This is a genomic window from Sphingomonas baiyangensis (genome assembly GCF_005144715.1).
Taxonomy (GTDB): Bacteria; Pseudomonadota; Alphaproteobacteria; order Sphingomonadales; family Sphingomonadaceae; genus Sphingomonas; species Sphingomonas baiyangensis.
Genome location: NZ_SWKR01000002.1, coordinates 859,077 through 880,315 on the forward strand (window position 1 = coordinate 859,077; position 21,239 = coordinate 880,315).

21 protein-coding genes, 1 tRNA gene and 1 pseudogene are annotated in these 21,239 nt (G+C 66.2%); 8 read left to right on the forward strand and 15 right to left on the reverse strand.

The window, feature by feature from the left end; translation table 11 throughout:
• Window positions 1-25: 25 nt before the first annotated feature.
• The 3 genes and pseudogenes from FBR43_RS07365 to FBR43_RS16610 all read right to left on the reverse strand — a co-directional run.
• Entirely contained in the window at window positions 26-871 is an 846-nt protein-coding gene (locus FBR43_RS07365; protein WP_136942548.1) for a relaxase/mobilization nuclease domain-containing protein, read from the reverse strand.
• A gap of 314 nt (window positions 872-1,185) precedes the next feature.
• Complete coding sequence (locus FBR43_RS07370; RefSeq protein ID WP_249276493.1) at window positions 1,186-1,572, reverse strand: hypothetical protein; 387 nt, start codon at window positions 1,570-1,572, stop codon at window positions 1,186-1,188.
• 33 nt (window positions 1,573-1,605) lie between these two features.
• Window positions 1,606-1,788 (reverse strand): annotated as a pseudogene (locus FBR43_RS16610) (helix-turn-helix transcriptional regulator); the annotation flags it as partial.
• Window positions 1,789-1,817: 29 nt separating this feature from the next.
• Between FBR43_RS16610 and FBR43_RS07375 the strand changes: the two are divergent.
• The 4 genes from FBR43_RS07375 to FBR43_RS07390 all read left to right on the forward strand — a co-directional run bounded on the left by FBR43_RS07375 (window position 1,818) and on the right by FBR43_RS07390 (window position 4,889).
• Entirely contained in the window at window positions 1,818-2,420 is a 603-nt protein-coding gene (locus FBR43_RS07375; protein ID WP_212611906.1) for a hypothetical protein, read from the forward strand.
• Complete coding sequence (locus FBR43_RS07380) at window positions 2,414-3,253, forward strand: hypothetical protein (protein WP_136942551.1); 840 nt, start codon at window positions 2,414-2,416, stop codon at window positions 3,251-3,253. The genes FBR43_RS07375 and FBR43_RS07380 overlap by 7 nt, the downstream gene beginning before the upstream one ends.
• Window positions 3,253-3,900: a hypothetical protein gene (locus tag FBR43_RS07385; RefSeq protein WP_136942552.1), complete on the forward strand. Its 648-nt coding sequence runs from the start codon at window positions 3,253-3,255 to the stop codon at window positions 3,898-3,900. The genes FBR43_RS07380 and FBR43_RS07385 overlap by 1 nt, the downstream gene beginning before the upstream one ends.
• A gap of 116 nt (window positions 3,901-4,016) precedes the next feature.
• The gene (locus FBR43_RS07390) at window positions 4,017-4,889 is read left to right on the forward strand and encodes an SAM-dependent methyltransferase (RefSeq protein ID WP_249276494.1); all 873 of its coding nucleotides are present in this window, start codon (window positions 4,017-4,019) and stop codon (window positions 4,887-4,889) included.
• Between the two features lie 294 nt (window positions 4,890-5,183).
• Here the strand turns inward: FBR43_RS07390 and FBR43_RS07395 are convergent, their stop codons facing one another.
• From FBR43_RS07395 to FBR43_RS07410, 4 genes are all read right to left on the reverse strand, one after another.
• On the reverse strand, window positions 5,184-5,750 hold the full coding sequence (locus tag FBR43_RS07395) for a peptidylprolyl isomerase (RefSeq protein WP_394344014.1): 567 nt from the start codon (window positions 5,748-5,750) through the stop codon (window positions 5,184-5,186).
• 153 nt (window positions 5,751-5,903) lie between these two features.
• Window positions 5,904-6,404 (reverse strand): hypothetical protein, encoded by a 501-nt coding sequence (locus tag FBR43_RS07400; protein ID WP_136942554.1) that lies wholly within the window; start codon window positions 6,402-6,404, stop codon window positions 5,904-5,906.
• A 69-nt stretch (window positions 6,405-6,473) separates the two neighbouring features.
• Complete coding sequence (locus FBR43_RS07405) at window positions 6,474-8,732, reverse strand: NADP-dependent malic enzyme (protein ID WP_136942555.1); 2,259 nt, start codon at window positions 8,730-8,732, stop codon at window positions 6,474-6,476.
• A 64-nt stretch (window positions 8,733-8,796) separates the two neighbouring features.
• Complete coding sequence (locus FBR43_RS07410; RefSeq protein WP_136942556.1) at window positions 8,797-9,234, reverse strand: hypothetical protein; 438 nt, start codon at window positions 9,232-9,234, stop codon at window positions 8,797-8,799.
• Window positions 9,235-9,402: 168 nt separating this feature from the next.
• On the opposite strand from FBR43_RS07410, the gene FBR43_RS07415 reads away from it, so the two are divergent.
• A complete protein-coding gene (locus tag FBR43_RS07415) occupies window positions 9,403-9,942 on the forward strand; it encodes a CHAP domain-containing protein (RefSeq protein WP_136942557.1) in 540 nt (179 codons plus the stop codon).
• Here FBR43_RS07415 and msrB read toward each other — a convergent pair.
• Window positions 9,939-10,436: a peptide-methionine (R)-S-oxide reductase MsrB gene (msrB, locus tag FBR43_RS07420; RefSeq protein WP_136944084.1), complete on the reverse strand. Its 498-nt coding sequence runs from the start codon at window positions 10,434-10,436 to the stop codon at window positions 9,939-9,941. The genes FBR43_RS07415 and msrB overlap by 4 nt on opposite strands.
• A gap of 108 nt (window positions 10,437-10,544) precedes the next feature.
• Here msrB and FBR43_RS07425 point away from each other — a divergent pair, with 108 nt between their 5' ends.
• Complete coding sequence (locus FBR43_RS07425; protein ID WP_136942558.1) at window positions 10,545-10,796, forward strand: hypothetical protein; 252 nt, start codon at window positions 10,545-10,547, stop codon at window positions 10,794-10,796.
• 12 nt (window positions 10,797-10,808) lie between these two features.
• On the opposite strand, the gene FBR43_RS07430 is transcribed toward FBR43_RS07425, so the two are convergent.
• Window positions 10,809-11,321: a MarR family winged helix-turn-helix transcriptional regulator gene (locus tag FBR43_RS07430; RefSeq protein WP_136942559.1), complete on the reverse strand. Its 513-nt coding sequence runs from the start codon at window positions 11,319-11,321 to the stop codon at window positions 10,809-10,811.
• 58 nt (window positions 11,322-11,379) lie between these two features.
• Between FBR43_RS07430 and FBR43_RS07435 the strand changes: the two genes are divergently transcribed.
• Window positions 11,380-12,483 carry a branched-chain amino acid aminotransferase gene (locus FBR43_RS07435; RefSeq protein ID WP_212611907.1) on the forward strand — a complete coding sequence of 368 codons (1,104 nt, stop codon included), beginning with the start codon at window positions 11,380-11,382 and terminating at the stop codon, window positions 12,481-12,483.
• Between the two features lie 58 nt (window positions 12,484-12,541).
• Window positions 12,542-12,616: transfer RNA gene (locus FBR43_RS07440), tRNA-Gln, on the forward strand.
• An 11-nt stretch (window positions 12,617-12,627) separates the two neighbouring features.
• Here the strand turns inward: FBR43_RS07440 and FBR43_RS07445 are convergent.
• The 6 genes from FBR43_RS07445 to FBR43_RS07470 form a co-directional block, all read right to left on the reverse strand.
• Window positions 12,628-15,768, reverse strand: a complete 3,141-nt coding sequence (locus tag FBR43_RS07445; RefSeq protein ID WP_169542536.1) for an ATP-binding protein — start codon at window positions 15,766-15,768, stop codon at window positions 12,628-12,630.
• Between the two features lie 95 nt (window positions 15,769-15,863).
• Window positions 15,864-17,687: a glutamine--fructose-6-phosphate transaminase (isomerizing) gene (glmS, locus tag FBR43_RS07450; RefSeq protein ID WP_136942562.1), complete on the reverse strand. Its 1,824-nt coding sequence runs from the start codon at window positions 17,685-17,687 to the stop codon at window positions 15,864-15,866.
• A 1-nt stretch (window position 17,688) separates the two neighbouring features.
• Entirely contained in the window at window positions 17,689-19,044 is a 1,356-nt protein-coding gene (glmU, locus tag FBR43_RS07455) for a bifunctional UDP-N-acetylglucosamine diphosphorylase/glucosamine-1-phosphate N-acetyltransferase GlmU (RefSeq protein WP_136942563.1), read from the reverse strand.
• 65 nt (window positions 19,045-19,109) lie between these two features.
• Window positions 19,110-20,114 (reverse strand): nucleotidyltransferase domain-containing protein, encoded by a 1,005-nt coding sequence (locus FBR43_RS07460; protein WP_136942564.1) that lies wholly within the window; start codon window positions 20,112-20,114, stop codon window positions 19,110-19,112.
• On the reverse strand, window positions 20,111-20,965 hold the full coding sequence (locus FBR43_RS07465; protein WP_136942565.1) for an HprK-related kinase A: 855 nt from the start codon (window positions 20,963-20,965) through the stop codon (window positions 20,111-20,113). Before FBR43_RS07465 ends, FBR43_RS07460 begins: the two co-directional genes overlap by 4 nt.
• Entirely contained in the window at window positions 20,962-21,234 is a 273-nt protein-coding gene (locus tag FBR43_RS07470; RefSeq protein WP_136942566.1) for an HPr-rel-A system PqqD family peptide chaperone, read from the reverse strand. The genes FBR43_RS07465 and FBR43_RS07470 overlap by 4 nt, the downstream gene beginning before the upstream one ends.
• Between the last annotated feature and the right edge of the window lie 5 nt (window positions 21,235-21,239).

Sequence of the window (21,239 nt, forward strand, 5' to 3'; positions counted from 1 at the left end):
AGCGCCCGATCGACCTTGGGCAGGTTTACGTGGTGGAGACCATCGCGGTTCGAAGTTGGCCGCCACTGCCGGTCTTGATGACCTGGGCGCCAAGCGGTGCGAGAAAGGCCTGCGCTTCATCCCAGGATGCCGCGCGCTCGAGTTGCGGCGCGAGCACCTCCTGTGCGTAACGCGTGAAGCTCTCGACACCCGTCTGTTCCTCCGATTGAAGAACATAAGGACCGATCGGCGCACGCTTCTTTGCGCGCGGCGGCATCGACGTGGCCCGCTCAACCCTACCGTCGCGAACCTGGTATCTGGCCTCTGCCTCACGCGCGAACCCATGCGCGTGCTCGACCCGGGCAATCGCCCGCTGCATCGCCTCGTGTGACCGGCCATCGCGGCCAAACGGGGTAGCCGCGCCATGCTCATCGAGCGTGAGGACCAGGAAATGGATGTGACGATTGTCGGTATCGCCGTGCAGCGCCCACATGATGATTCCGGCCTCGCAGCCAAGTTCATCGGCGAGGACCGCTGCCGTATCAGCGCACGCTTCCGGGGTGATGTCCTCCTCGGTATGGACCGATCCGACCAAATGTCGCGCCGGCTTTTTCGATCGGCTTGATCGCTTGGCCATGCGCTGCTTGAGCTGCATAAGCGCCGCATCCCAGGCGACCACCTGACCGCCGACGAGACCGCCGGTCGCCAGCACGCGCTCGGCGTCTCGATCCCGCGCAGCCTGCACGTCGGTCGCCATATAGCGCGACAGGGTCAGTCCATATTCTTCGGCGAGCGCGCCGCGTTTTGCAGTTTCCATGTAGCGAGCCAGCGATCGCACGTAGCGCGATGCATTACCTTCCGCTTCCTTTGCCGGCTTTTCGACGATGACCACGCGGGTAGACTAATCGCGTGCAATCGAGCGCGCAATGTGATCTTGCGTAAACTTAAATGACCCGGACGAACGGACCGGGACAGGCCGTAACATGCGCGACAGCGCGTAACCGGCTGCAAGAAGCGATAGTGCCGAGCGGCCGATCGATGGCTTCACCCTGGGTGAAGCCCCATCCTGTGTCAAAAATCTCCCCCTTAAGCGACTTTGCAGCACGTCATGTGATGCATGATGATCGAACGGCATGTAGCAAGACCGGCCCTCACCCGACATTGCCCGCGGCAACATGTCGTGACCCGACATAACAGCACGATACGCTATGTGTTCAGGTCGATCTCAAGGACCGGCTCCGCCGGTCGCAATGATGGCCGCAGCGCATTGGCCAACCGAGGTTGATTGAACTTTGCTGCGATCCTGTCCAGCCAGGGCGTCGCGTCTCTAGCCACGAGAAAGGCGAACATATCGTCAGAGTCTTCAAATCCAAGCGCCGTGGCATAACGCTCACCGACGCGGTCATGCCGGATGCCGAGGATTTTTGGATCGTAAAGGACGTGGCGCTCGAAATCGGTCAGCGTGGCAGTGCTGCAGCCAGCCTTTTCGGCGACCTGCCGGAGCTTCTGGCCCGAACCACGCCGCGCCAAACGAGCGAGAAAGCCCCACGGCAGGGCATCCCGCGCAGGGAGGTCCCAATCGAGGCCGGGCAAAGGGCCAAAAACAGACGGGTGTGTGAGCGCACGAACTAGCTGGACGCCTGGTTTGGTACGCCCTGCCTCAAGGCGAATAATTGTCTGGCGGGTTACGCCAACGCGGCGCGCAAGCCCCGTCCGCGTCCACTTCTTCGTCTTGCGAGCTCCCTTAACCGCCTCCCCAAATGAGGCGGCCACATCGGTTCGGGGGAAGCGCGTTGGGGGACATGGCATGACACTGCCATAACAGTGAACGTCGATTAATGTATCATATTTCTACGGTTTTGGATGGGCCGTCCCAAAACCTCGGGATGAGCAAACCTATTCAGTCTCCTCCCCCGCGATCGCATTTGTCGAAGCGCCGGCACCTCGATGGAACCGCGCTCAATGCCGCGCTGCGCGCCCAGCACCAACGCGATGCGACTGAGGAGCCGGCCTCGCTGCTCACAACGATGGACGCGGTCAGGCTGCTTAAGCCGCTCATCCTCGACCGGCGCACGCGCAAATGGACCGATCCGATGATCGCGGCATTGCTGGCCGAGCTCGGCGTCGAGATCAGCGCCGAGACCTTGCGGACCTACCGCAGTCGTCTCGCGCGCGAAGCTAGCGCCGATGAACCGGCAGTTGCGCCCTCCGGGCCCGCCGCGCCTGCCGAGATGCCTGCGCCCGCGACGCGATCGGCCACGCCGCTCCCTTCGGACTCATCTGCGCCGGTCATTGCGACGTCGGCGCCTTCCTCCTCGCTCACTCCGCCGCCGGTGAAAGCCGCGGCGGACGCCGAGACCGGCGCGACCCCGCGCCGGTTCAACGCCGCAGTCGATCTCGATGACTGCGTCTGCAAACCACAAGTAGAAGTACGTTGGTAAAATACGAACAGCGCAAGGCCATCATCGGCCTCAAGGACAAAGGCGGCGCGAAGCTGTCGACGGCACTCAACGCCATGGCGACGGTGCTCCGCGCCACCGCCGGCGACAAGTTCCGGGTTCACGTCATCGATGCTGACGGGTTTAACGCGACGCTCACCCAGCGGTTGGGCGAGCGCAATGAGGCAGGTCAGCTCCTGCCCGAGCAAGACGCTGTCCGCGGGGTACTGAAGGCCGATCTGTTCAAGCCCGAGGGCGTCGCACCGCTGTTCGGGGCCCTGGAATCCGACGCGCGCTTCGTCATGATTGACACCCCGGCTGGCGGCCTAACGAAAATCGATGAACTCAGCGAAAATCTCGGCGCCAGTCAGTTCATTCAGCACATCGTCGATTGCGGGCGGCAGCCGATCGTCATGGTACCGTTCTCGCCTGACGTCGCTTCCATCAGGGGCGTCGCCAAGGCGGTGGAGCGGTTCGGCGCCAGCGCGCCAATCATCGCAATGCGCAGCATGGTTGGCGTCAAAGAGAGCGACTACCGCCTGTGGTCCGCCGACAACTTCCAGGACCAGTACGGGCGCCAGGTGGGCGGCCATACCCGGGCGGCATTCGAAGCGGTCGGCGGGCGGATGATCGACATCCCCGCGCTGACGCCCGGCTCGAACGCCATGGCCGAGGCACTGAGCCTCATCTACGCACAGGCGGCCGCCTACATCGGTGCCAGCTGGCAGACCTATGACCGCCTGAATGTTCAGCAGTGGCTGCGCGCGTGGGTGTTTGAACTGCAGAAGGTCGCCGACCTCCTCGGGTTGGAAGACGCCGAATGGAGGGCGTTCTGATGAGCACGCTGAATCCCGACAGAGCCGACAACGATGCCGCCTCGGCTCGGGTGCTGCTCGAGCGCTACTGTTATGGGCACACGCCCGAGGTCGAAGCGATCCTGCGCTTCGCGCACGATCATCACCTCACGGAAGACAACCTCGTCTTCCTCTTGGTCGCCATCCTCAAGGTTAATGAGGGAATTGTCGGAAACCTGCTGACGGCGATTACCAGTGCTGATCGTGTGATCGACAATGCCAAACACGCAGGTCAGGCGCTGCGCACCCTTTCCCAGACCGAGATCGCGCAGATTGAGGCAGCGGGCATCCGAGCCGCCGGTCACCTCAATGTCGCCGCCGATCGCCTGATGCGAACGGCGGCCAAGGCTGAGGGGCTCTGCGCGCAGATGCTGGCGGCCAGTGGCGATCTCAAAGCGGCGCACGGCGCGTTCGAACACGCCGCCGAGCTTACCCATGGCCGTCGGGCACTCGACAGTATGATCGAGATGATCCGCAAACAGGCGCAGGCCGACCTCCGCGGATACCACGTCGAAGTTGTCGAAGGGCTGAAAAGCGAGGTGCGCCGGGAACTCCGGGGGACCCACGCCTACGGGTTGATCGGACTCGGCGGCTGGCTTGTCGCCATTGCCGTCTGGTTGTGGACGTAGCAGTCCGCCAAACCCGCGAGCCCGCGAAGCCCTCCCCGGCATCAGTCCAGCCACTCCTCGCACTTCGTCCCAGCCAAGGCCTGGGCGTGTGCACCTCAATTATCGAAACAATGCACATGACTGAACCATCCGTACGCAACGAGATCGACCCGGGAGCATCGTTCTCGCATGCCGAGACTTGCATCGGGCGGGCCGCGCGAGCAGCGATCAACGACAATCGCGCTGCGGACATTCTGCTAGATCAATATTATACTCGGCAGGTGGTCGCAAAGCACTACTACGATGTCTTTCAGCAGCATTTCGAGCCGGCGGCGTACATCATGGTCGAGCCAAGCGCCGGCACTGGATCGTTCTACCGGCTGCTGCCGCCGAGCCGTCTTGGCTATGATGTCGACCCCAAATATCCGGGCTTGGCGACGGCTGATTTTCTGACAGTCGAACTCCCACGCGATCGCCCGGCCGCGATCATCGGCAATCCGCCATTTGGCAAGAACGCCAGCATGGCTGTTCGCTTCTTTAAACATGCGGCTCGCCAATCGAATGTCATTGCCCTGATCCTGCCGCGGACGTTTCGAAAGGCCTCCATCGAAAATCGCTTGGATCGCGACTTCCACCTCGTTCGAGAGGAGTTGGTGCCCGACGACGCGTTCCTCTTCCGGTCCAAGCCCTACAATGTTCCCGCGATCTTCCAGATATGGGAACGGCGACCCGAGAAGCGCGAGCTGCGTGAGGTTGAACTCCAACATCCGGATTTTGACTTCGCCACAGTGCACCTCGCAGATTTTGCAATTCAGCGCGTCGGGGCGCGAGCAGGCCGAGTGCATCGCGATTTTAACGTCAGTCCGTCATCGCACTACTTTATCCGCGGCGACGTCGAACATATTATGGTCCAGCTTGATTTCTCCGCTGTGACGGGCAACGTCGCCGGCAACCCAAGCCTCTCGAAATCGGAGATCATTTCAGCTTATCGTGCCTTCACGGGCCGTTAGATTATGAGCGGTGCGCGGCCACGTGCATCGGGTAATCGTACGTCCGTCTCCGCAGCTGCCGACGTGACGGGCTTTACGCAGACCCAATGCTTGGCTTAGATGAGGCGTGCCCCAAGATAGTGGGTACACTCGCCGAGTACACCTGCGCCGATCAACGCCGCAGAGAATGGCGGAAAACCGTGGCCTTGAAGGCCTATCGACCCTTCCGGTAGGGGTCACCATCAGCAGAAATATACTGTCTGCGATCACACGTTTTGCGGCGATTGGCCCCACCGTGGCCTCGTCGCCTTGCGGCTAGCGGCGCGGGACCAGCTTCCAAACCTTGGGGCGGCCAGTGGGGCGCGGCGTGCCATCCAATCGCACCGCGCGGACGATGCGGATGGGTTTCAGGATCATCTGCCCGCGCATCGCGCCCGTTCCGCCGCCGGTCGGTACCGCAAGGATGCGCTTGACGGCATCCATCCCGCCGACGACGCGCCCGAAGGCGGCATAGCCCTGATAGCCGGGCCGCGCGTCCATCGCGGGAGCGGCGCCAGCGGTGATGAAGAAGTTGCCGCTAGCCGCCTCGGCACTCTGGCCTCGCGCCATCGAGATCGTGGCGTCGAGATGGCGGATGCCAGTCTTGTCGGTCGTCTCCAGCGGAAAGGGCGGCAGGATGCGCTTGGCGTCAGTGCGGATACCGCCCTGCACGAAGCCCGTCCCCGGCGTTCGCCGACTGCGCGCGGCGCGATAGAAGCTCGTGCCGTCGAGCCGCCCGTCATCGACATAGGCAAGGAAATTGGCGGTGGTCGCGGGCGCGCGCCGCGTATCGAGCGCGACAGTGATCGGCCCCGCGCTCGTTTCGATCCGGACGCGCACCACCGGCGGTTCGCGATTGGGCGGGCTAAATGCCGCTAGCGCGAGCGCGACGACCGAAAAAACTAAAATTGCACCTCACCTTGTTGTACGGTCAAACCCAAGCAAGATCCGACAGCGCTAGGCTGAACAATCACCCCAAAATTACCGCATTAGGTATCAAACGTTTGTCAGCCGACGCAGCGCCCGACGCGTCGATTCCGGGGTTAAGCCCCAACGCTGATCGTCCAGGATCGCCTGTTTCGTCGACCATGTGCCCGCTGAGGCATCAAAGATGTCAAGTCTTAGAACGGTTCGCCGAGGCCCGATCGACCGTTTGGCGCGCACCGCAACGAATGACACCGGTGACCGATCGCCGATACGCGCGGTCTCGACAAATTCAGCAACCGATGTTGTAGAGGCCTCCGCCTGAAGCTCATCGCCTACCTGGCGCCCCGTCACGCACGCGCCGCTGCCGTTGCAGATCGCATCCAGACCTGCGAGGCCCGCAATGATGAACGGTCCGCCGAGCCGACGTTCCAGACCCGTCACAAGCGCCCAACCGTCATCGCTGACCAGCGCGACTTCACCGGATCCGGCTTCGACACCAATCGTTTCGTTACCGGTGGAGGCCATAGAAAATAATGCAGCCAAGGTTACGGCAATCGCCTTACCGATCATGTAGCAGCCCTTCCAATAGCGCTCGGCCAGACTACCCCTTGCCCTCGCCAAGTCAAATTGGCGGATTGCTCAGCGCGCAATCCCTCCCGCAGCGAGTACCGCGAGTGTCACGAGTTCGCTTGCCGTTGCGGTCATCGGGGCGATCTGGACGTTCTTTTCCATGCCGATCAGCATCGGGCCGATCATCGCGTCGCCGCCTAGTTCGCGCAGCAGCTTTGCCGAGATGTTGGCCGATTGCAGACCCGGCATGATGAGCACGTTGGCGGGGCCTGAAAGGCGCGCGAACGGGTAATTCTTCAACTGCTTGGGATTGAGCGCCACGTCGGGCGCCATCTCGCCTTCGAACTCGAAGCCGACCTGCCGCTCGTCGAGCACCTTCACCGCGGCGCGGATATTGTCTAGCCAGCGGCCCTCGGGATTGCCGAAGGTCGAATAGCTCAGGAACGCGACGCGCGGCTCGTGGCCCATGCGGCGGGCTACCTGGGCGGTCTGCTCGGCGATCTCGGCCAGTTCCTGCGCGTCGGGGCGCTCGTTGACCGTCGTGTCGGCAATGAACACCGTGTGGCTCTGGCCGACGAGGATATGGATGCCGAAGGGCGTGCGGCCGGGCTCGGGATCGATCACGCGCTTCACTTCGCGGATCGACTGGGCATAGGCGCGCGTCACGCCGGTAATCATTGCGTCGCCCTCGCCCAGTTGCAGCAGCAGCGCGGCGAAGATGTTGCGGTCCTGGTTGACCATCCGCTCGCATTCGCGGCGCAGGAAGCCGCGGCGCTGCAGGCGCGCATAGAGGAAGTCGACCATGCGCGGCACCAGCGGCGAGTTGCGGCTGTTGTGCACCTCGAACCCCGAAGGATCCTCGATGCCGAGCGCCTTCAGACGGTCATACACGTCGTCGCGGCCGACGAGCACCGGCGTGCCATAACCGCCGTCGCGGAACGAGATCGCGGCGCGCAGCACCACTTCCTCCTCGCCCTCGGCGAAGATCACGCGCTTGGGCCGCGCGCGCGCGCCTTCATAGGCGAGGCTCAGCACCGAAGTGGTGGGATTGAGCCTCGCGCGCAGCGACTGGCGATAGGCCGCCATGTCGAGGATCGGCCGCGTCGCCACGCCCGAATCCATCGCCGCCTTGGCCACCGCCACCGACACCAGCTCCATCAGCCGCGGATCGAAGGGCGCGGGGATGATATAGTCGGGGCCGAAGCTGTGCTGCACGCCGTAGGCGAGCGCCACTTCCTCGGGCACGCGCTCGCGCGCCAGCTCGGCGATGGCGTTGGCAGCGGCGATCTTCATGGCGTCGTTTATCCCCGTCGCGCGCACGTCGAGCGCGCCGCGAAAGATGAACGGGAAGCCGAGCACGTTGTTAACCTGGTTGGGATAGTCCGAGCGGCCCGTGGCGATGATCGCGTCGGGGCGTGCGGCCTTCGCCAGTTCGGGGCGGATCTCGGGTTCGGGATTGGCCATCGCGAAGATGATCGGCGCGGGCGCCATGTCCTTGACCATCTCGGGTTGGAGCGCGCCGGCGGCCGAGAGGCCGAGGAACACATCGGCGCCGTGCAGCGCCTCGACCAGCGTGCGGCGATCAGTGACGGCGGCATGCGCAGACTGCCACTGGTTCACCCCCTCGCGGTCGCGGTGGATCACGCCCTTGCGATCGCACATCAGCACATTGTCCTGCCGCACGCCCATCGCCTTGATGAGCTCGGTGCAGGCGATGGCCGCCGCACCCGCGCCGTTCACCACCACCTTGATGTCGGCGAGCCGGCGACCGGTGAGCAGGCAGGCGTTGATGAGGCCTGCGGCGGTGATGATCGCGGTGCCGTGCTGATCGTCATGGAATACGGGGATGTTCATCCGCTCGCGCAGCGTCTGCTCGATGATGAAGCATTCGGGCGCCTTGATGTCTTCCAGGTTGATGCCGCCGAAGCTCGGCTCGAGCAGTGCCACGCAATTGATGAAGGCGTCGACATCCTCGGTCGCGACTTCGAGGTCGATCGAATCGACATCGGCGAAGCGCTTGAACAGCACCGCCTTGCCTTCCATCACCGGCTTGGAAGCAAGCGCGCCCAGATTGCCCATGCCGAGGATCGCGGTGCCGTTCGAGATGACCGCCACCAGATTGCCCTTGGCGGTATAGTCATAGGCGGTAGCCGGATCGTCGGCGATCGCCTTTACCGGCACGGCGACGCCGGGCGAATAGGCCAGCGCCAGGTCGCGCTGCGTCGTCAGCGGCTTCGAAGCGACGATCTCGATCTTGCCCGGACGTCCTTCCGAATGGAACAGCAGCGCCTCGCGCTCGGAAAACTGGACGCTCGATTCGTCGGACATGCGCTACTCCCGGGGGCAATACTGGCTTTGCTCTAGGGTCGCCCGGCGCACAGGGCAACGCCGGTCAGCCCGTGAGGCGCACCGCGTTGGCGGCGATCCAGCCGCTGGCGCAGGGTCCGGCATAGGTGCGCGGCCGATCGAGACGTGCGTCGACACCGCAGTCGACACCTTCTCGCGGCACCACCACGCCCAGCCAGCGCTGGTCGATAGTACGCGTGCATACGCGCAACGCCGCACCTTGCGGCAAGGCGACCACCATGGCGGCACCGTCGAACGGCGCATCGAGCATCGGCACGGCGCCTGCACCGGCCTGCGGCCCGTCCACGCGTGCCTGCGACTGGCACGCGGCGAAGCCCGGCCCACCCTCGCCCACGCGCACGCCGCGCGCACTGGGGGCGAGCGCTTCGGGCGTCTCCTGCGCATCGGGCGTCTGGACGTTCGATTCGACGGTCGCGAAGTTGCATCCCGCGAGCAGGAACGTGGCAAGTAGTATGCTGCGCATGGCGCGCATCTAGCCACTGTCGCCGATCTTTGCGAGCATCGACGCGCCGCTGCGCAACTCGTCGCTTGCGCCGAACGACTGATCCCGGAGTCGATTGCCGCCCCCTATCGGCCGCGGCGCGGGCATGCTCTGCACCATCGCACGAGTTTCAGGGCCTTGGGGGGTCTCATGCATTTGGGTCGTTTCGCAGCGCGTTTCGCGCTGGTGGTAAGCTGTTGCCTGCTGACTGCGCAACCCGCCTTCGCGCGCTTCTGGCAATGCGCGCCCTATGCTCGCGAGATTTCGGGCATCGCGATCTTCGGCAACGCCAATACCTGGTGGAGTCAGGCCGATGGCCGCTATGCTCGCGGCGCGACGCCGCGTGTTGGCGCGGTGCTGGCAATGGCGTCGAGCCGGCGGATGCCGATGGGCCACGTCGCGATGGTATCGAAGGTCGTGAGCGACCGCGAAGTGCTGCTCACCCACGCCAACTGGTCGCGTCGTGGCGGCATCGAGCGCGACGTGCGCGCGATCGACGTATCGGCGGCGGGCGACTGGAGCTCGGTGCGGGTATGGTACGGCCCGATCGGCGATCTGGGCACCAGTGCCAACCCAGCGCACGGCTTCATCTACCCCGACGACGCGCCGGCAGCGGCACCGCTTGACGCACCCGTGCTGATCGCCACCACCAGCCCGGCTCCCATCACGGCCGCCGCGCTTGCCGACTAGGTCGCGCTGAACGTCATCGCCGCACCGTTCATGCAATAGCGCTTTCCGGTCGGCGGCGGGCCGTCGTCGAACACATGCCCAAGATGGCCGCCGCAGCGGCGGCATAGGACTTCGGTCCGGCGCATTCCCAGACTGTTGTCGGCCTCGAGCGCGATCGCCTGCGGGCGCGGCGCGTAGAAGCTCGGCCAGCCGGTGCCGCTGTCGAACTTGGTGCGCGACAGGAACAGCGGATGATCGCAGCCGGCGCAGCGAAAAACGCCCTCGCGCTTCTCGCGATCGAGCGGCGAGCTGAACGGGCGCTCGGTTCCGCCTTCGCGCAGGACGCGATACTGCTCGGGCGTGAGCTTGCGCTTCCACGCGGCATCGCTCAGCCGATAGGGAAAGCGTTGCGCCGCCTCGGTTCGACCTGCGCCGCCAAATGCGAGTGCGACCAGCCCGCCGCCTGCAAGAAACAACAAATGGCGACGATCTGCGCGGGGGTTCGGCTGCTGCATTTCCACGATATAGGGCAACGCCACGCGCCATAAAGGGTCGCGTCGGGCGAGCGGCGGAACATCGTGCCGTTCCAAGCGGTTATGCCGAACCATACAGCAGGTGTTCCCATGGCATTCACGCAGCTCGACCCACCCCTGCCCGTTCATGTCATCGATCGCGGCGCGGGGCTTGCCTTTGCCGTCATCGACTATGGACCCGAGCACAATCTGATCTGGGTCACCGCGCTCGATGCCAATGGCGAAATCTGGTGCGCGCCCAATCCGAAAGTCAGGATGCAGGGCAACTGGACGATGGGGCGCGCAAGGGCGGCGGCAGTATCGAGCGAGCGCGACGCTTGCATGGGCGACAAGGCCGCCTGACACGCGCTCGGGTCAGCGCATGCTGCCGAGCGCCTCGATCCGCGCGCGCTCCGCCACCGGGACGAGCGCCTCGAGCACGGCCCAGAAGCCGCTGACCGCACCCTGCCCAGCCTGCGCATAGGCCGCCGAGAGTCGCTCGCGCAAACCATCGAACAACTGCGCTTCGAGCGCGGCGCCTTCGGTCGTCAGATGCAGCAGGCGCTGCCGGCGGTCGCGCTGGCCGACCCGTATCTCGACGAACCCGCGAGAGGTAAGGTCGCCCAGCACCCGGCCGAGCGACTGTTTGGTGATCGCCAGCAACGCCAGCAGATCGGACACGCTGAGTCCGGGGCTCCGCGCGACGAAGTACAGCGCGCGATGATGCGCGCGGCCGAGGCCATGCGCCGCCAGTTCGCCATCGATCGACCGCGTGAGATGGCTGTAGCCGAAATACAGCAACTCGATGCCGCGACGGATCTCGGGTTCGCGCAGGAACAGCGCCGAGGCGGTGCGTGGCGCGGAAGTGGTGGGCGTTGGGCCAGCCATGTTGACCTGTTTTGCAAGCGAACCTACCGTCACGCAACCCCTTCGACCCGCCGGAGCCATGATGACGCACGCCGACCAGCCGCCTGCCTTCCCCCTGACGACGCGCGCCGACCCGATGCCCGAGGATGCAAGGATGGCGCTGCTCGCCGATCCCGGCTTCGGGCGCGTGTTCAGCGATCACATGGCGATGGCGCGCTGGAGCACCGAAAAGGGCTGGCACGACATGGGCGTCGTGGCGCGCCGGCCCATCGAACTCGATCCGGCAACGTCGGTGCTGCATTACGCGCAGGAGATCTTCGAGGGGCTTAAGGCCTATCGCGCCGGCGATGGCGCGATCACGCTATTCCGCCCCGATGCGAATGCGCGGCGCTTCCGCCAATCGGCGGTGCGCATGGCGATGCCCGAACTGCCCGATGCGCTTTTCCTCGAATCGGTACGTGCGCTGGTCCGCGCCGATCGCGAGTGGCTGCCCGCGCTCGAGGGCGGGTCGCTGTACCTGCGCCCCTTCATGTTCGCGAGCGAAGTGTTTCTGGGCGTGAAGCCTTCGGCCGAATATCTCTATCTCGTCATTGCCTCGCCGGCGGGGGGCTATTTCAAGAGCGGTTCGCCGTCGATCAGTGTTTGGGTGTCCGAGGACTTCACGCGCGCCGCGCCCGGCGGCACCGGTGCCGCGAAGTGCGGCGGAAACTATGCCGCGAGCCTGCAGGCGCAGGCCGAGGCGATCCGCGAGGGCTGCGACCAGGTGGTGTTCCTCGACGCCGTCGAGCGCCGGCAGATCGAGGAGCTTGGTGGCATGAACCTGTTCTTCGTGTTCGACGACGGCAGCCTCGCCACGCCACCGCTGACCGGCACCATCCTGCCCGGCATCACGCGCGATTCGATCCTCACGCTCGCGCGCGACGAGGGCCTCGTGGTGCGCGAGGAGCATTACGCGATCGATGCGTGGGAAGCCGATGCGCGAAGCGGACGCCTGCGCGAGACCTTCGCCTGCGGCACTGCCGCGGTCGTGACGCCGGTAGGTCGCGTACGCGGCCGCACGCATGATTTCGCCATCGGCAATGGCGGCCCCGGCGAGATAACGAGCCGGCTGCGCGACCGCCTTGTTGCGATCCAGCGCGGCGAGGCGCCCGATACGCATGATTGGGTGCAACGGATCACCTGACCCCTTCCCTCGCGGGCAGTCGCCGCTATAAGCGCGCGTCTGCCCGCACGGGCAGCGCTGGGGCGTCGCCAAGTGGTAAGGCAGCGGCTTTTGGTGCCGCCATTCGCAGGTTCGAATCCTGCCGCCCCAGCCAGCTCATTTCGGTCACTCGGTATACGAGCGCGTTTCGAGCATCTGCCGAATGTGGCGTAGTGTCTCGGCGACTTCGTGGCTGAACGCCTCGTGCAGTTCTACCGGGAGGCCGCCCGCGTCCCCCGCCTGTTCGATCGCGCCCAGCGCCTGCGCCAGACCATGTGCCCCGACGCTCATCGCCGCGCCGCGCAGCGCGTGCGCTTCGCTCGCCAATGCCGCCGCATCGCGTTCCGCCATTGCGGTAGCGATGCGCGCCGCGCCGGTGGACAGATTCTCGACGAACATGCCAAGCAGCTTCGCGCGCGCGCCGTCGCCCAGCACCGACAGGGCTTCGAAATCGGAGCACACAGTTGCTCGTGGCGGTCGCTCGATGTTTGGCTGATTCGATCGGCCGCCGCGCAGCAGCCGATCGAGCGTCCGCAAGTCGACAGGCTTGGCTAGCACAGCGTCGAAACCGGCATCGGCTGCGCGCGCCATCTTCTCGGAACCCGTGCCGGCGGTCAGCGCATATACCGGCAACCGCCCCACAGGGCCAAGCGCGCGTACGCGGCGACATGCCTCGAATCCGTCCATCACCGGCATTCTGAGGTCGAGCAGCAGGCAGTCGACAGGCGTGGCCGTCGCCTCGCCGCGCAGAACCGCGTCGAGCGCCGCGGCGCCATCGGCGACGGTATCGACCCGGTGGCCGAGCGAACGGATCATCTCGGCGAGCAGGAACCGATTGGTGGGATTGTCCTCCGCCAGCACCACATGCAGCCCGCGGGGCGCGGCCGCGCCGGCTTCGTCCGCCGCAGCGACGGGGCGCAGGGGTAGCTTGAACCAGAAGCGCGACCCCCGGCCGGTCTCGCTTTCCAGCCCGATCGTGCCGCCCATCGCTTCTACCAGCCGGCGACAGATCGCAAGCCCCAAGCCCGACCCGCCATAGGTGACCGCGACGCGGGCGTCGGCCTGCGTGAACGGCTCGAAGATCGCCGCGGCGCGATCGGCAGCGATGCCGATGCCGCTGTCCTCGACGGTGAAGCGCAGCCTGCCTGCTTCAGGCTCGGTCGCGATGCCGATGCTGACCGAACCGCGATCGGTGAACTTGATCGCGTTGCCCACCAGGTTGGTCAGTACGCGCTCGACGCGGGCCGGGTCGCCGATCTGAAGCGGCATCGGGTGCGCATAGTCGGTGACGAGCGACAAACCGCGCTCGTCGGCAGCCTGCGCGAACATCGCGGCCACGGCCTCGACCACGGCTGCCGGTTCGAAAGGCCGCTCGTCGAGAACGAGACGGCCCTCGTCGAGCCGCGAGAACAGCAACACGTCGTCGACGATGTCGGCCAGCAACCGGCCTGCATGCTCGATGGTGGCGATGCCGCGTTCGATCGCCGCCTCGCCACGCGAGCGGCGGAGCAGCGCGACCGCACCGAGGATCGAGGTGAGCGGCGTGCGGATCTCGTGGCTGATCGTCGCGGTGAAGTTGGCCTTGGCCTCGAGCGCGCGTTCGGCCGTGCGGCGAGCCTCGCGCAGTTCGTCCATCGCTGCCACCTGCTCGGTGATGTCGTGCACGACGCCCCAAAGCCCCATGATCTTCCCGTTGGGCGCGCGCTCGGCCCGACCGCGGATCGACGCCCAGCGACCCGATCCGTCGGCATGGTTAAGGCGGGCTTCGCAGGCGAAAGGCACTCCCTCGGCCAGCGCCCGCTCGACATGCGCGCGCACCATCGCGCTATCCTCCGCGCGCATACGCGTGCCGAGCGTTTCGAGGCTGGGTTCGTAGGCCGTAGGCAACCCATAGATGCGATAGACCTGCGGGGACCAGAACAACTGCTTGCTCGCCGCATCGAGCCGCCAATGCCCCAGCCGCGCCACAGCTTCGGCCATCTCGAGCACCCGCTCGCGCTCGACGATCAACGCGGCCGAACGGATTGCCTGCTGCTCGGCGTCGCGCCGCTCGGAGATGTCGCGAATGTCGGCGATGATCTCGGGCGAGCCGTCGTCAGCTACGAACCGCAGGCTGGCCTCGACCCAGTAGTAGCGGTTGTCTGACGCCCGGACCCGATAGGCAGCTCCCGCTTCGCCCTGTTCGGCCAGCACCAAGCCGATGAGCGCGTCGACGCGCGGACGGTCGTCAGGATGCGCAAGCTCGGAGAATGGCAGCCCTTCGAGCGCAGCGGGCGCATGCCCGAGTACGCGCTGCATCGCCGGCGATATGTATCGCTGCGTGCCGTCGGCGGCGACGCGCACGATGATGTCGGAGGAATGCTCGGCGATCAGCCGGAAACCGCGGCGCGCGGCCTCGACCGCGCGCAGGCCCTCGCGCCATTGCTCGATCAGCATCGCGGCGGGGAATGCTGTGAGCGACACCACTCCGACGAACAGGTGCAGCGTCAGTATCTGATCGGCGCGTTCGCCCGCTATCGCGCCGATCGGGCCGCTGTCGTTGAAGGTGGCGATCGTAGCCACCGTCGCGATCGAGAGCGTCGACAGCGCGGCCCCGAGCGTCCGCAGCCGGAACGCCGCGAACACCCCAAGCGGTGTCAGGAGATAAAGCCCGTTCTGACGCTCGGTTGCGAATATGGCGAGCGCGAGCGCGGTCGTCAGCGCGACAATCCCGGCCCCGCGCGCGGCCACGGGGCGATGCCCCAAACGGGCAATATCGCTGCGCGAGACGGCCAGCAGGCCCGGTAGGATGATGACGGGACTCAGCAAGTCGACTATCAGCCATTTGACCGTGGCGCGCGACGTATCGATCGGCACGCCCGCCGCGATGGTCGCGATGGTCGCGAGCGCGGTGCTCGCGACGGCACTCGCCGTGACGCACGCGACGATGATCGCAAGCGCCCGCAGATCATGCGGCGGAGCCCCCCAACGCAGCAGCAACGCCGCGGCAATCGCGACCTCCACGCCATTGGCCGCTGCATAGGCTGCGGGAAGCACCGCCGCCTCGCCCAAAACGGCGAATGCCGCGCCGGCGGCGGCTGCGACGCCCGCGAAAATAGCTCGCGCCGGCGCCGATCCGTTGTGCACGAGAATTACGATCAGCAGCGCATTCGCGGGCCAGATCAGCGACAGTTCGCGCGCAGCCGGCGCGACGGCGATCATCGCCAGCGCGTTCAGAAAAGCGAGCAGCGCGACCAGCGCGCGATGGCCGCGCTCGCTCCGCCTCATGTTCACGCCCCAGGCCCCGCTCGGCATCGCGTGCTGCCCCACGGGCGCAGAATGCGCCCTGCCCAGGTCAGGCTATCACAGCAACGAGCGGTCCGTCACTCCACCGTCACGCTCTTGGCAAGGTTGCGCGGCTGATCGACATCGGTGCCCTTGGCGACCGCTACGTGATAGGCGAGCAGCTGCACCGGTACGGCATAGACGATGGGCGCAATCAGCGGGTGCACGCTCGGCATCTCGATGGTCGCGACGGCGTCTTCGCCCGCCTGCGCCAGCCCGGCAGCATCAGAGATCAGCACCACCTGCGCGCCGCGTGCCTGCGCTTCGGCCATGTTGCTCACCGTCTTGTCAAACAGCGGGCCCGACGGTGCGAGTACGATGAGCGGGACCTGATCGTCGATGAGCGCGATCGGCCCGTGCTTCATTTCGCCCGAGGCATAGCCTTCGGCGTGGATGTAGCTGATTTCCTTGAGCTTCAGCGCGCCTTCGAGCGCCAGCGGATAATCGGGACCGCGCCCGAGATACAGGACGTCGCGTGCGCCAGCGATGGTGCCCGCCATCTCGGCGATCTCGTCGTCATGCGCGAGAGCGGCATTGATCGCCGCCGGCACTTCGGTGAGGTGGCCGACGATCTCGCGCTCCTCTTCCGCATCCAGCTTGCCCTTGGCGCGCGCCAGATTGACCGCGAGGCATCCCATCACCGCTAGCTGGCAGGTGAAAGCCTTGGTCGAAGCGACGCCGATTTCGGGGCCGGCATGGGTGGAGAGCAGCAGGTCGACCTCGCGCGCCATCGAGCTTGTCGGAACGTTGATGATGCCCGCGGTCGTCACGCCATTGGCCTTCATGTGGCGCAAAGCCGCCAGCGTATCGGCGGTCTCGCCCGACTGGCTGACGACGACGCCGAGCGTATTGGGCAGCAGCACCGGATCGCGATAGCGGAATTCCGAGGCGACATCGACTTCGACCGGCAGCCGCGCGAAGCGTTCGATCCAGTATTTGCCGATCATCCCCACATAGCCGGCGGTGCCGCAGGCCACGATGGTGACGCGCTCGATGCGCGAAAGGTCGAAGTCCATGTCCGGCAGCGCGACCTGCTGCTCGATCGGGCGAAGATAGCTGCGCAGCGTCTGCGCCACCATCACCGGCTGCTCGTGAATTTCCTTGAGCATGAAGTGGCGATAATTGCCCTTGTCGATCAGTGCGGGCGACACGCCCGAGGGCACGATCGCACGCTCGACCGGTGCGTTGTCACGATCGAAGATGCGCACCGCTTCGCGGGTAAGCACCGCCCAGTCGCCTTCCTCGAGATAGGCGATGCGATCCGACAGGCCCGCCAGCGCATGTGCGTCAGAGCCCAGGTAATTCTCGCCGGTGCCATAGCCGATGGTGAGCGGCGCGCCGAGGCGAGCGGCGATCAGCATGTCGGGCGCACTGGCGAACAGGAAGGCGATCGCGAACGCGCCGTGCAGCCGCGGCAGCACCGCCTTTACCGCCGACTCGGGGGTGCGCCCGCGCTTCAATTCGCGATCGACCAGATGCGCGACGACTTCGGTATCGGTCTGGCTGAGGAACGTGCGGCCATCGGCGATCAGCTCGTCGCGCAGCGGCTTGAAATTCTCGATGATGCCGTTGTGGACGATGGTCACGTCGCCCACGATGTGCGGGTGCGCATTGTCTTCGGTCGGCGCGCCATGCGTCGCCCAGCGGGTATGCGCGATGCCGAGATGGCCCGGCAGCGGCGATTCGGCCAGGCGGGCGGCCAGATTGGAAAGCTTCCCCTGTGCGCGGCGCCGCTCGATCGCGCCATCGACCAGCGTGGCGATGCCCGCCGAATCATAGCCGCGATATTCGAGCCGCTTGAGCCCTTCGAACAGCCGCTCGGCGACGGGTGCGGCCCCGACGATGCCTACGATACCACACATGCTATTTCGTCGCCTTTCGTGCCTTCATGGTCGCGCGGAAGCGTGCCGCCCATCGCTCGCGCGTTTGCTGTTCGCCACGCGCCAGCGCAAGCGCATCAGGCGCGACGTCGCGCGTCACAACCGATCCCGCCCCCACGATCGCGCCGTCGCCGATCGTCACCGGCGCCACGAGCGCAGTGTTCGACCCGATGAACGCGCCAGCGCCGATATTCGTACGATATTTGAAGAAACCGTCGTAATTGCAGGTGATCGTGCCTGCGCCGATATTCGCGCCAGCCCCGACCTCGGCATCGCCCAGATAGGTGAGGTGGTTGGCCTTTGCGCCTTCCCCCAGCACCGCCTTCTTCATCTCGACGAAGTTGCCGACCTTGGCGCCGCGTTCGAGTACCGCGCCGGGGCGCAGCCGCGCATAGGGGCCTACTTCGCACCCCTCGCCTACGCTGGCGCCTTCCAGATGGCTGAACGCGCGGATCGTCGCGCCATTGGCGACGCGAACGCCGGGGCCGAACATCACGCTCGGCTCGATCGTCACGTCGCGGCCGAGCGCCGTGTCGTGCGCCAGCCAGACAGTTTCGGGCGCCACCATGCTGACGCCGGCGGCCATCGCCGCGGTGCGTGCGGAGACCTGCCAGCGTGCCTCGGCATAGGCCAGTTCGGCGCGGCTGTTGATGCCGATCACTTCGTCGGCCTCGGTTTCCACAACGATGGCGGTATCGCCGTCGGCCAAGGCCAGCATCACGATGTCGGGAAGATAATATTCGCCCGCCGCATTGGCGTTGCCGACGCGATCGAGCAATGGCCAGAGGTCGGTCGCGCGGACAGCGGTAACGCCCGAGTTGCAAAGGTTTATCGCCCGCTCTTCGTTCGTCGCGTCCTTGAACTCGACCATGCGGGCGATATGGCCATCGGCATCGGCGATGATCCGGCCATAGGTCTTGGCGTCGTCGGGCCGGAAGCCGAGCATGACGATGCGTGGCGTGTCGGCCGCGACCAGCCGATCGACCATCGCGGCGATCGTACCGGCCTTCAGAAACGGCGTGTCGCCGAAGCACACGATCGCCACACCGTCGAAGTCTGCGAGCGCCGATCGCGCCTGCAACGCCGCATGCGCCGTGCCGAGCTGCTCGGCCTGCAACGCCGTGCGAACACCGCGCGGGCGAACGGCGTCTTCCACCTGATCGGCGCCCGCGCCCACCACGACGACCGACTGTGCGGCCCCCGCCGCGTCGAGGCTGTCGAGGAGGTGGAACAGCATCGGTTGCCCGGCGATCGGGTGAAGCACCTTGTGCAGATCGGATTGCATCCGCGTGCCCTTGCCGGCGGCAAGCACGATGGCGGCGATCGGTGGCGTGGTCATGGCTCCCCTTCTTCGCGGCGCTCGTGCCATGAAAGCCTTGCCATTTCCATAGCGGCGCGATGCGCTTACCCGATGGGGCGGTAGCCCTTGCGCCATTTGGTCCACAGGTGCCGCGCCAACATGGGCGGCGGCATCCTGAGCAGGTGGCCACGCAAGTAGAAAGCCTGCTCGCTGGCCTTTCGGCGCTGCACGCCCCAGCCATCGCGCCCCGTCACGCGGCGTACGAACCATCGGTCGGCAGCGGTCAGCTTCGCGCCGGCGCCGTATAGCGCATCGCTGAGCCGCATTGCCCGCGCAATCGCTTCGCCAAGGCCGTGATGCCGCGCGCGTGTTGAGACGTGCTCGCGAAAGCCCGGCGCGTCCCATTCGTCGAGCAGGCAATGGATGTCCCACAGGTTGCGCAAGCCTCCCGCCAGATCGCCATCGGCAAAGAGGTGCGCGGCGGCATGCACAAGCATGTCCTCGCGGCTCAGCACGGACAGGCCATTGCCCAGCGGCATGGCGTCGGCGATCAGCAGCGCGGCGTCGGGCGTGGGGCGGGCAGTTCGCGGAAGGATCGTGTGGTGCACGTCGATCATGCGATCACGGCTGCGGTGGATGAGCGGCGGCAGCTCGTGCATCCAGCGCCGGTAATAGGCATCGTCATAGGGGTCGGGCTTCACCCATTCCCAGCCGGCGGCGAGCAGCGCGTGCTCGACGACATCGAGCACTGCGTGCGGTACGAGAATGTCGAGATCGCCAATCGAGCGGCCCGCGCCGGCCGACAGCCCCGCCGCGACGAACGCCGTGCCCTTGAGTAGCACCACCGGCACCCCCAACGGCGCAAGCGCGCGGCGGGCCATCTCGGCTTCCCACAAGGCGGCGATCCGCCCCTGCCCGGCAGAGGCGCGCGCATCGGCGAGAATGCGCGCCGCCGCCGCCGGCATCGCGAGGCCTTCGAGCCGATGCGCCAGATTGCCCAGCATCTGTTCGGCGCGCGCGGCGCCGATCAAGGCCGTCCAGCCCGCTGCGTCGAGCGTCGCGATCTGCGCGGGATTGCGCATCGTTCGTGCCAGCAGCACGCCGCTCATGCCGCAAATTCCTCGACCATCGCGCAGGCGGTGGCTGCATCGGGATAGTCGATCGCGGTTGCCGGCACGTCGCGCACCAACCGCGTCAGTGTATCGAAGCCCCGCTCGCCGAGCGCGACGTAGTTGGTTGAGGCCTGTGTCAGCCGCACGAAGCACTCGCCCGGCGCCACCTCGCGGCGATCGGGTGCATGGCCGTAGGCAGGGAACAGGATCGCGGCTGCGCGCGCGGGCTCGGCCATCGCCGCGATCGACGCGCCGTCGGGCACCAGATGGCGGATATCGCCCTTGGGCGTGTCGCGCTGCCACGGCCCGAACCGCGCGCCGCGCAGCGCTTCGCCCACTACCCCGACACTCTGGTTCTTGAGGCTGACGAGGCGCGGAAAGCTGTAGATAAGCCCCGTCTCGGGTTCGACGAGCGCGAACTCGTCGCCCATCAGCCGCCAGCCACGCGCCATCATCAATGCCGCAAGCGTCGATTTGCCCGCTCCCGATTCGCCGGTCATCAGGATCGCGCGCCCATCGCGCTCGATGCACGAGGCGTGGAGCAGCAGATAGCGGCGTTGCGCGAGTGCCATCTGGAGATTCATGCCCATCTCGGCGGCAAGCAGGCCCAGCGACAGCGGCAGCGGCGCGGCATCGGGAATGGTGTAATCGCCGCCGATCATCACCTGCGGACGCAGTACGCGTCGCCAGGGCCGCCGCGCGAACAGGCGCACGCTGAAATCGGGAATGCCGTCTTCGGGCGCGGGATAGTCGCGATACAGGTCGGCGAGCGTATCGATCGGCGCGCGCCAGTCGGAGCCGACGCGGAACCCGACGGGGCCGATGCGTACTGCGAAGACGTGGTTCACAGCTGTTCGACCAAACCGGTCGCGACGAGTTCTTCCAGCCGCTCGCCAAGCGCCGCAGCATCACCCTCGATCGCATAATCGCGCGCGAGACGGTCGAGCAGCGCCACCTCGTCGAGCGGCTCATCGGCCAGTGCCGCAAGGATTTCGGGCACCGGCTCGGAGACCAGATGCGTCCGGCCCGACGCGCGGTGATACACCGCGCGCATCAGATCGAGCGAGACGATCGAAAGCGTGGCTGCGGGCGCCGCGCGATAGCGGGTCGCGGGCATCGCAG

Coding starts and splice junctions, on each gene's coding strand:
- FBR43_RS07375 (WP_212611906.1), top strand. CDS start 1,818: ATGTATCATATTTCTACGGTTTTGGATGGGCCGTCCCAAAACCTCGGG.
- FBR43_RS07385 (WP_136942552.1), top strand. CDS start 3,253: ATGAGCACGCTGAATCCCGACAGAGCCGACAACGATGCCGCCTCGGCT.
- FBR43_RS07390 (WP_249276494.1), top strand. CDS start 4,017: ATGACTGAACCATCCGTACGCAACGAGATCGACCCGGGAGCATCGTTC.
- FBR43_RS07400 (WP_136942554.1), bottom strand. CDS start 6,404: ATGATCGGTAAGGCGATTGCCGTAACCTTGGCTGCATTATTTTCTATG.
- FBR43_RS07405 (WP_136942555.1), bottom strand. CDS start 8,732: ATGTCCGACGAATCGAGCGTCCAGTTTTCCGAGCGCGAGGCGCTGCTG.
- FBR43_RS07410 (WP_136942556.1), bottom strand. CDS start 9,234: ATGCGCAGCATACTACTTGCCACGTTCCTGCTCGCGGGATGCAACTTC.
- FBR43_RS07415 (WP_136942557.1), top strand. CDS start 9,403: ATGCATTTGGGTCGTTTCGCAGCGCGTTTCGCGCTGGTGGTAAGCTGT.
- msrB (WP_136944084.1), bottom strand. CDS start 10,436: ATGCAGCAGCCGAACCCCCGCGCAGATCGTCGCCATTTGTTGTTTCTT.
- FBR43_RS07425 (WP_136942558.1), top strand. CDS start 10,545: ATGGCATTCACGCAGCTCGACCCACCCCTGCCCGTTCATGTCATCGAT.
- FBR43_RS07430 (WP_136942559.1), bottom strand. CDS start 11,321: ATGGCTGGCCCAACGCCCACCACTTCCGCGCCACGCACCGCCTCGGCG.
- FBR43_RS07435 (WP_212611907.1), top strand. CDS start 11,380: ATGATGACGCACGCCGACCAGCCGCCTGCCTTCCCCCTGACGACGCGC.
- FBR43_RS07445 (WP_169542536.1), bottom strand. CDS start 15,768: ATGAGGCGGAGCGAGCGCGGCCATCGCGCGCTGGTCGCGCTGCTCGCT.
- glmS (WP_136942562.1), bottom strand. CDS start 17,687: ATGTGTGGTATCGTAGGCATCGTCGGGGCCGCACCCGTCGCCGAGCGG.
- glmU (WP_136942563.1), bottom strand. CDS start 19,044: ATGACCACGCCACCGATCGCCGCCATCGTGCTTGCCGCCGGCAAGGGC.
- FBR43_RS07460 (WP_136942564.1), bottom strand. CDS start 20,114: ATGAGCGGCGTGCTGCTGGCACGAACGATGCGCAATCCCGCGCAGATC.
- FBR43_RS07470 (WP_136942566.1), bottom strand. CDS start 21,234: ATGCCCGCGACCCGCTATCGCGCGGCGCCCGCAGCCACGCTTTCGATC.